Origin of the sequence: Streptomyces scabichelini (genome assembly GCF_011045015.1) — a bacterium.
Lineage (GTDB): Bacteria > Actinomycetota > Actinomycetes > Streptomycetales > Streptomycetaceae > Streptomyces > Streptomyces scabichelini.
In genome coordinates this window covers 44,503-53,371 of the sequence record NZ_JAAKZY010000055.1, presented here as the reverse complement: position 1 = coordinate 53,371, position 8,869 = coordinate 44,503, and the positions used below count along the sequence as shown (strand labels likewise).

General features: G+C 68.3%; 6 protein-coding genes and 1 pseudogene. 2 read left to right on the top strand and 5 right to left on the bottom strand.

Translation table 11 applies throughout. From position 1 onward, the window contains the following. Positions 1-81, bottom strand: a pseudogene (locus G5C60_RS53700) (DUF4937 domain-containing protein); the annotation flags it as partial. A gap of 152 nt (positions 82-233) precedes the next feature. Here G5C60_RS53700 and G5C60_RS19135 point away from each other — a divergent pair. Beyond that, positions 234-767, top strand: coding sequence for a TerD family protein (locus tag G5C60_RS19135; RefSeq protein WP_165260837.1), 534 nt, complete (start codon positions 234-236; stop codon positions 765-767). A gap of 60 nt (positions 768-827) precedes the next feature. Here the strand turns inward: G5C60_RS19135 and G5C60_RS19130 are convergent, their stop codons facing one another. Next, positions 828-3,713: a vitamin B12-dependent ribonucleotide reductase gene (locus G5C60_RS19130; protein WP_165260835.1), complete on the bottom strand. Its 2,886-nt coding sequence runs from the start codon at positions 3,711-3,713 to the stop codon at positions 828-830. A gap of 150 nt (positions 3,714-3,863) precedes the next feature. Next, positions 3,864-4,415 (bottom strand): transcriptional regulator NrdR, encoded by a 552-nt coding sequence (nrdR, locus tag G5C60_RS19125; RefSeq protein ID WP_165260833.1) that lies wholly within the window; start codon positions 4,413-4,415, stop codon positions 3,864-3,866. A gap of 508 nt (positions 4,416-4,923) precedes the next feature. Between nrdR and lexA the strand changes: the two genes are divergently transcribed. Next, entirely contained in the window at positions 4,924-5,706 is a 783-nt protein-coding gene (gene lexA / locus G5C60_RS19120) for a transcriptional repressor LexA (RefSeq protein WP_033318887.1), read from the top strand. A 90-nt stretch (positions 5,707-5,796) separates the two neighbouring features. Here the strand turns inward: lexA and G5C60_RS19115 are convergent, their stop codons facing one another. Together G5C60_RS19115 and G5C60_RS19110 are read right to left on the bottom strand one after the other, a co-directional pair. After that, entirely contained in the window at positions 5,797-7,809 is a 2,013-nt protein-coding gene (locus G5C60_RS19115; protein WP_165260831.1) for an ATP-dependent DNA helicase, read from the bottom strand. 240 nt (positions 7,810-8,049) lie between these two features. Next, on the bottom strand, positions 8,050-8,850 hold the full coding sequence (locus tag G5C60_RS19110; RefSeq protein ID WP_165260829.1) for a GNAT family N-acetyltransferase: 801 nt from the start codon (positions 8,848-8,850) through the stop codon (positions 8,050-8,052). Positions 8,851-8,869 lie beyond the last annotated feature (19 nt).

Genomic DNA, 8,869 nt, shown 5'->3' with positions numbered 1-8,869 from the left:
CAGAAGCCCCGCCCATTTCCGCTGCCCCCGCTCGAACCCGCGGCGGTCCACCACGGTGCAGCGAATCCACTTGACCAGCACCGCGCCATCGTAAGGCCACAGAACGTGGCCTCGGTCACGCTCCGGCGGAGTACATGCGGCGTGCGCCCCCATGTGCGTGACACGATGGACAACACGCCTCAACTGCTCGGCAGTTGGGGCGACTGTCACAGGGGACCAGGAGGGGAGATCTGGTGAACGGCCTCAACAAGGGCATCAGCAAGGTCGAGGTCGCGGTGAAGTGGGACCCGAGTCCCGCCGGAGAGCCGCCCACCGATCTCGACCTCGTCGCCGCGACCTACTTGGCGACCGACACACACGAAAACCCTGACTACGTAGTGCACTTCGACAGCCGCTCCCCGGACGGCACCGTCTACCTCAACCGGGACAGCAAGGACGGCAAGGGCTTCGGCTGGGACGAGGTGATGACGCTGGAGCTCGGCCGTCTCGACCAGCGGTACGCGCGCGTGGTCGTCGGCGTCTGCATCCAGCAGCGCTCAGACCGCAGGACCTTCGTCGGCGTGCACAACCCCTCGCTGCGCATCCGCGAGGGCTATACCGTCCTGGCCGAGGACGACTTCGGAGGCGTACTGGGAGCGACGTCCGCGACAGTCGCCGAGTTCGTACGCGACGACTCCGGAGAGTGGTCCTTCCACCCCGGCGTCCGAGGTTTCGACACGGACCCGGTGTCCTTCGCCAGGATCATGGGCAGCCGCCACGAATCCTGACCCGCTCAAGCCGAAGGGGCGGCACGGCCGGTGGCCGTGCCGCCCCTCACGGTGTGCGGATCAGCTGCAGCCGCTGGTGGAGCCGCAACCCTCGCAGATGTAGCAGGACCCGGCCCGCTGCATCTTCGTACCGCAGGAGAAGCACAGCGGGGCGTCCGCCTGGATGCCCAGCTGCATCTCGACCAACTCGGCGTTGGTGTGCGCCTGCTGCGGGGCGGGCTTGGCCTCCTCGACCTCGGCCCTCGGGGAGGCCACGGCCTTCAGCTCCTGCGCACGGGGCGCCGACTGGGCGAGACCCTCGACGTCGAGCTCGTCGTCGGTCGGCTCGTACGAACCGGTCTCCAGGTGACGCTGGCGTTCCTCGGCGGAGTGGATGCCGAGCGCGGAACGGGTCTCGAAGGGCAGGAAGTCGAGCGCCAGGCGGCGGAAGATGTAGTCGACGATCGACTGCGCCATCCGCACGTCCGGGTCGTCCGTCATGCCGGCCGGCTCGAAGCGCATGTTGGTGAATTTCGAAACGTACGTCTCCAGGGGCACGCCGTACTGAAGGCCCACGGAGACGGCGATCGAGAAGGCGTCCATCATGCCGGCGAGGGTGGAGCCCTGCTTCGACATCTTCAGGAAGACCTCGCCGAGACCGTCGTCCGGGTAGGAGTTGGCGGTCATGTAGCCTTCGGCGCCGCCCACCGTGAAGGAGGTGGTGATGCCGGGACGGCCCTTGGGGAGGCGCTTGCGGACCGGGCGGTACTCGACGATCTTCTCGACCGTCTCGCGGATGGTCTCCTCCGCCTTCTCCGCGACCTTCTCCTCGTACTTCTTGGCGGAGAGCGGCTGGCCGACCTTGCAGTTGTCGCGGTAGATCGCGAGCGCCTTGACGCCCAGCTTCCATGCCTCGAAGTAGACCTCTTCGACGTCCTCGACGGTCGCCGACTCCGGCAGGTTGACCGTCTTGGAGAGCGCGCCGGAGATCCAGGGCTGGATCGCGGCCATCATGCGGACGTGGCCCATCGCGGAGATGGAGCGCTCGCCCATGGCGCAGTCGAAGACCTCGTAATGCTCGTGCTTGAGGCCGGGGGCGTCGATCACATTGCCGTGGTCGGCGATGTGGGCGACGATCGCCTCGATCTGCTCTTCCTGGTAGCCGAGGCGGCGCAGGGCCTGCGGCACGGTGCCGTTGACGATCTGCATCGAGCCGCCGCCGACCAGCTTCTTGAACTTGACCAGTGCGAGGTCGGGCTCGAGGCCGGTGGTGTCGCAGGACATCGCCAGACCGATGGTGCCGGTCGGGGCGATGACGGACGCCTGGGAGTTACGGAAACCGTTCTTCGCGCCGAGCCGGATCACGTCCTGCCAGGCCTCTGTGGCGGCGGCCCAGACCGGGGTGTCCAGGTCGTCCACGCGAAGGCTCACGGCGTTGGCGTCGGCGTGCTGCTTCATGACGCGCTGGTGCGGCTGGGCGTTGCGGGCGTAGCCGTCGTACGGGCCGACGACCGCAGCGAGCTCCGCGGAGCGCTTGTACGACGTACCCGTCATCAGGGAGGTGATGGCGCCGGCGAGAGAGCGGCCGCCGTCGGAGTCGTACGCGTGGCCGGTCGCCATCAGGAGGGCGCCGAGGTTGGCGTACCCGATGCCCAGCTGGCGGAAGGCGCGGGTGTTCTCCGCGATCTTCTGGGTCGGGAAGTCCGCGAAGCAGATGGAGATGTCCATCGCCGTGATGACCAGCTCGACGACCTTCGAGAAGCGCTCGACCTCGAAGGACTGGTTGCCCAGGCCGTCGTCCTTCAGGAACTTCATCAGGTTCAGCGAGGCGAGGTTGCAGGACGTGTTGTCCAGGTGCATGTACTCGCTGCACGGGTTCGAGCCGTTGATACGGCCCGACTCCGGGCACGTGTGCCAGTGGTTGATGGTGTCGTCGTACTGGATGCCCGGGTCGGCGCAGGCCCAGGCGGCCTCGGCCATCTTGCGGAAGAGCTCCTTGGCGTCGACCTCTTCGATGACCTCGCCGGTCATCCGCGCGCGCAGGCCGAACTTCTCGCCGTTCTCGACCGCTTTCATGAACGCGTCGTTCACACGGACCGAGTTGTTGGCGTTCTGGTACTGGACGGACGTGATGTCGTCGCCGCCCAGGTCCATGTCGAAGCCCGCGTCACGGAGGGCGCGGATCTTCTCTTCTTCCTTGACCTTGGTCTGGATGAAGTCCTCGATGTCGGGGTGGTCGACGTCGAGGATGACCATCTTGGCGGCCCGGCGGGTGGCGCCGCCCGACTTGATCGTTCCTGCCGAGGCGTCGGCACCGCGCATGAAGGAGACCGGACCGGAGGCGTTGCCTCCGGAGGACAGCAGTTCCTTGGACGAACGGATCCGGGAGAGGTTCAGGCCGGCCCCCGAGCCGCCCTTGAAGATCATGCCCTCTTCCTTGTACCAGTCGAGGATCGAGTCCATGGAGTCGTCGACGGCCAGGATGAAGCAGGCGGAGACCTGCTGGGGCTGCGGCGTGCCGACGTTGAACCACACCGGCGAGTTGAAGCTGAAGATCTGGTGCAGGAGGGCGTACGCCAGCTCGTGCTCGAAGATCTCGGCGTCGGCGGGCGAGGCGAAGTACTTGTAATCCTCACCGGCCTTCCGGTACGTCTTCACAATGCGGTCGATGAGCTGCTTGAGGCTCACCTCGCGCTGCGGGGTGCCCACAGCACCCCGGAAGTACTTGCTGGTGACGATGTTGACCGCGTTCACCGACCAGAACTCGGGGAACTCGACGCCACGCTGCTCGAAGTTGACCGAGCCGTCGCGCCAGTTGGTCATGACGACGTCACGACGCGCCCACTCGACCTCGTCGTACGGATGCACGCCCGGGGTGGTGTGGATGCGCTCGATCCGCAGCCCCTTGTTCGCCTTGGTGCCCTTGGCTCGGGAACTCCGTGCCGGACCGCTCGCCGTCTCTGTCATGCCGCCTCCCTGTATCGGGCCAAAACGCCCTGAAGTGCCTCGTTCTTCCCGGGCACGGTGTGTCTCTGGTTGTTGCGCGCACCGCGTACGCGTCCGCTCGCAACAGGTCTCTGGTCGCCGCCGACCGGCCGACGCGGGTCGGCCCGCTCGTCAGTCGGCGGCGCTGGCGGGCACGGGGACTTCGGCAGTCCCTCCGGACCCGCGGTCGCTCCCCTGGCGCCCCTGGCCCGCGTCATCGTCGTCCGCGGCGGGGCGCTGCGTCTGTTCCCTGAGTTCCGCGATGGCGGCCTCGAAGTCCTCCGGCGAGTCGAACGCCCGGTACACGGACGCGAATCGCAGATAGGCGACGAGGTCCAGCTCCTGCAGCGGGCCGAGGATGGCCAACCCCACGTCGTGGGTGGTCAGTTCGGCGCTTCCGGTGGCCCGCACCGCCTCCTCGACCCGCTGGCCGAGCTGGGCGAGTGCGTCCTCGGTGACAGGTCGTCCCTGGCACGCCTTGCGTACGCCGTTGATGACCTTGGTACGACTGAAGGGTTCGGTGACTCCGGACCGCTTGACCACCATGAGCGAGCACGTCTCCACCGTCGTGAATCGACGGGAGCAGTCGGGGCACTGGCGGCGCCTGCGGATCGACGTACCGTCGTCGGTCGTACGGCTGTCGACGACGCGGCTGTCGGGGTGCCTGCAGAAGGGGCAGTGCATCGAACTCCAACCCTCCTTCACAGCACGACTCAATAGCCTCGGAAGGCCACTCGGGCCCCTCGAAGCAGCTCCCAGCATAGGCGATGATCAGACCCTGGAGGACCCGGGGGACCACAACTTCTGGGCTGCTATTGCCATCCAACCACTAGATCTGGGGTTTGACCGCAAAATTACCCCCCGCGCGCGTGTCGCGCCGGTGCCGACAGGTGCTGCACACCCATATCGGGGCCGGGGCCTGCGGAGATAACGTGGGCGCGGCACACAGGGGGCCGGTAACCGGTTGACGGGATACCGGATGGCAGACTGGGCGCCGACCCACGAGGTCGTCGTCCCGGCGGCGAAGAGTACACCAATCAGCCGTTTTGTCCGCCAGGTGCCATGTTGGCCATACACCCAAACACATGATCAGGCCAGGCAATTCGCAATCTTTCACTCGAACGTGTGTTTGGCGCAACCTTTCGAAAGCAACTACCGTTGTCCAGCAGGGAGACGAACGAGAGGGGCCGACGTGACCACCACCGCAGACAGTGCCACCATCACTGCCCAGGACCGCTCCCAGGGCCGACTCGAGCCGGTGCATGCCATGAATGAAGCATTGAATCAGGAGGGACCCAAGCCCACACGCTCCCTGCCGGGCCGACCTCCAGGAATCCGGGCGGACAGCTCGGGACTCACCGACCGGCAGCGCCGGGTGATCGAGGTCATCAGGGACTCCGTGCAGCGTCGCGGGTACCCGCCGTCGATGCGGGAGATCGGGCAGGCCGTGGGCCTCTCCAGCACCTCCTCGGTCGCACACCAGCTGATGGCACTCGAGCGCAAGGGCTTCCTGCGCCGCGACCCCCACCGGCCGCGCGCCTATGAGGTCCGGGGATCCGACCAGTCCACGGTGCAGCCCACCGACACGGCGGGCAAACCGGCCGCGTCGTACGTCCCGCTGGTCGGCCGCATCGCCGCCGGTGGCCCGATCCTCGCCGAGGAGTCGGTCGAGGACGTGTTCCCGCTGCCCCGGCAGCTGGTCGGCGACGGCGAGCTGTTCGTCCTGAAGGTCGTCGGCGACTCGATGATCGAGGCCGCGATCTGCGACGGAGACTGGGTGACGGTGCGCCGCCAGCCGGTCGCCGAGAACGGCGACATCGTGGCCGCGATGCTGGACGGCGAGGCCACGGTCAAGCGCTTCAAGCGCGAGAACGGGCACGTGTGGCTGCTGCCCCACAACTCCGCGTACCAGCCGATCCCCGGCGACGAGGCGACCATCCTCGGCAAGGTCGTGGCGGTGCTGAGGCGGGTCTGACACTCCGCCCCTGACCGGGCCCCGGGACCAACTGCGCCGGTTCCGGGGCCCTGTGCTGTCCCCGGCCGACACCGGGGACAGCACAGTCGGCTACTCGCCCTCCGCCTCCCGTGCCGCCTCGGCCTCCTGTGCCACCTCGGCCTTCCGTGCCGCCTCGTCGATCGCGGCCAGCGACCTCCGTACCTGGTTACGGTCCGTCGTGTACCAGAAGTCGGGCAGTGACGCCTTCAGGTAGCTGCCGTAACGAGCCGTGGCCAGCCGCTGGTCCAGTACGGCGACCACGCCGCGGTCCCCCATCGCTCGTACGAGGCGGCCGGCGCCCTGAGCCATGAGCAGTGCCGCGTGCGTGGCGGCGACAGCCATGAAGCCGTTGCCCCCGGCGTCCTCGACGGCCTTCTGGCGAGCGCTCATCAGGGGGTCGTCCGGGCGCGGGAAGGGGATCTTGTCCATGACGACCAACTGGCAGCTGGAGCCCGGCACATCGACCCCCTGCCAGAGGGAGAGCGTGCCGAAGAGACACGTCTTCGGATCGGCCGAGAAGTTCTTGATCAGCTCGCCGAGCGTCTCCTCGCCCTGGAGGAGGATCGGGAACTCGGGAATGCGGGAGCGCAGCTCTTCGGCCGCCAGCTGAGCGGCCCGCATCGACGAGAAGAGCCCGAGCGTCCGGCCGCCTGCCGCCTGGATCAGCTCAGTGAGCTCGTTCAGCATGTCCGTGCGGTCGCCGTCGCGCGCGGGACGCGACAAATGCTTGGCGACGTACAGGATGCCCTGCTTCGGGTAGTCGAAGGGCGAGCCGACGTCGACGCCCTTCCACTGCGGGAGGTCGTCGCCCTCCGTGCCTTCGGGCGCCAGCCCCAGGGACGCCCCGACTCCGTTGAAGTCGCCGCCGAGCCTCAGTGTCGCCGAGGTGAGGACCACGGAACGGTCCGTGAAGAGCTTCTCCCTGAGGAGGCCCGAGACGGACATGGGCGCGACGCGCAGGGAAGCACCGAAGCGGTCGTGGCGCTCGTACCAGACGACGTCCCACTCGGAACCGTTCGTGATCCGCTCGGCCACATCGTGGATCGTCTCCACGGCGGCGAGCGCCTGTTTACGGACCGCGTCCTCGTCCCCGACCGACTTGTCGCGTGTCGTCCCCATCGCGGAGATCACCGTACGGGCGGCGTCGCGCAGTGCCATCAGTGCGTACCCGAGGTCCTCCGGGAGCTCCTCCAGGCGGCCCGGCAGGGCCAGCTCCATCAGGCGCTCGAAGCCCTCGGCGGCCGTCTGGAGCTGGTCGGCCGCCTTCTCGTTGACGAGCTTCGCGGCGCGGCGCACGGCGCGGTTGACCTGGCCCGGGGTGAGCTCGCCGGTCGCGACTCCGGTGACGCGGGAGACCAGTTCGTGGGCCTCGTCGACGATCAGCACCTCGTGCTGCGGCAGGACCGGGGCGCCTTCGATGGCGTCGATCGCGAGGAGTGCGTGGTTGGTGACGACGACCTCGGCGAGCTTGGCGCGCTCGCGGGCCATCTCGGCGAAGCACTCGGCGCCGTACGCGCACTTCGAGGCGCCCAGGCACTCCCTGGAGGACACGGAGATCTGTGACCAGGCCCGGTCGGAGACGCCCGGGGTGAGGTCGTCGCGGTCGCCGGTCTCGGTGTCGTCCGACCAGTCCCGCAGCCGCAGGAGGTCCTGGCCCAGCTTGCTGGTGGGCGCGGCCGCCTCGAACTGATCGAAGAGGCCCTCCTCTTCGTCCTGCGGCATGCCTTCACGGAGGCGGTGCAGGCAGAGGTAGTTCGACCGGCCCTTGAGCATGGCGAACTCCGGGCGGCGGCGCAGCAGCGGGTGCAGCGCGTCGACCGTACGCGGAAGGTCCCGCTCCACCAGCTGCCGCTGGAGCGCCAGGGTGGCCGTCGCGACGACGACTCTTTCCCCGTGTGCGAGCGCGGGCACCAGGTAGCCGAGCGACTTACCGGTGCCGGTGCCCGCCTGGACCAGCAGATGGGAGCCGGCGTCGATGGCCTCCGCGACGGCTTCGGCCATGGTCACCTGGCCAGGGCGCTCCGTACCGCCGACGGCTGTGACGGCGGCATGCAGGAGTTCGGGGAGTGAGTGCTCTGTCATAGCGCGACCACCCTACGGGTCGCCACCGACAACCGGGCGATCAATGCCGGGGCGAGGGGCGCGATCAAGACGCGTGGGGAGACGGTGATCACTGCTGGTACAGCCGGTTCGGGACGGCGGGGGTTTCGGCACGGGACTCCTCGACTGGGAACCGGATCGGGTTCGCGAGTTCGGCTGAGAACCGGATCGGGTTCGACTGGGAACCGGATCGGGACGAGCGGTGTACCAAAAGTGATGGCGCTACAGCAGATCGCGCAGGACCCGGTCTCGGACCATGAGGGCGGCCCGTTTGCCGGGCAGGTCGACCTCGGCGGAGAACCGGAAACCGGCGCTCAGGAAGGCGGACACGGAGGGGGGGTTACGAAGATCGGGTTCCGCGACGACACGTGCGCACGACGGGCGCCGGTCGAGTACGAGGTCGGAGACGGCCCTGAGCAGGGCTGAGCCGAGTCCCCGACCACGGTTGGCGACACCGCCGATGAGGAGGTGGATTCCAGTGTCATGGAGACGAGCGGGATAGTGGCGGGCCAGCGGGTCGAGGTCCGCGCGATAGATCTCCCAGTAGCTCATCGGCGTGCCGTCCAGCACGCCGAGACAGGGAACGCTGCGGCCGTCCCCGTCGAGCTGGGCGCTCAGGTGGTCCCCGGCCACCTTCTCGGGTCCCGCCAGCTCCCAGAACGCCGCGACGGCGGGGTCGTTCATCCAGCGGCTGACGAGCGGAAGGTCGCGGTCGATGCGTACGGGGACGAGGTGGAGGACGCCGACAGGGGTGGCGATCGGACCCCAGTCGCCGACGCCGTCGAGCAGGTCGTCACCGGCCGGGGTGCCGAGGTCGGGCTTCGCCGTGCCCTTCCTGTCGTCCCGTTCCGCTGCGCGCTCTGCTCCCCCGGCTGCTTCGCCCTCATCGGCGAAGAGCGCGATGAGTTCGTCGGGCAGGCGCAGGTCGAGTGTGTCCTGGCTGTCCGCGCCGGGGCCCGTGTCGCTGCCGAGGGACGAGCTGGGGGCGGTGCCGGCGTCGGTGCTCGCATCGGTGGGAGGCACGGCGACGCTCCTCTCAGGA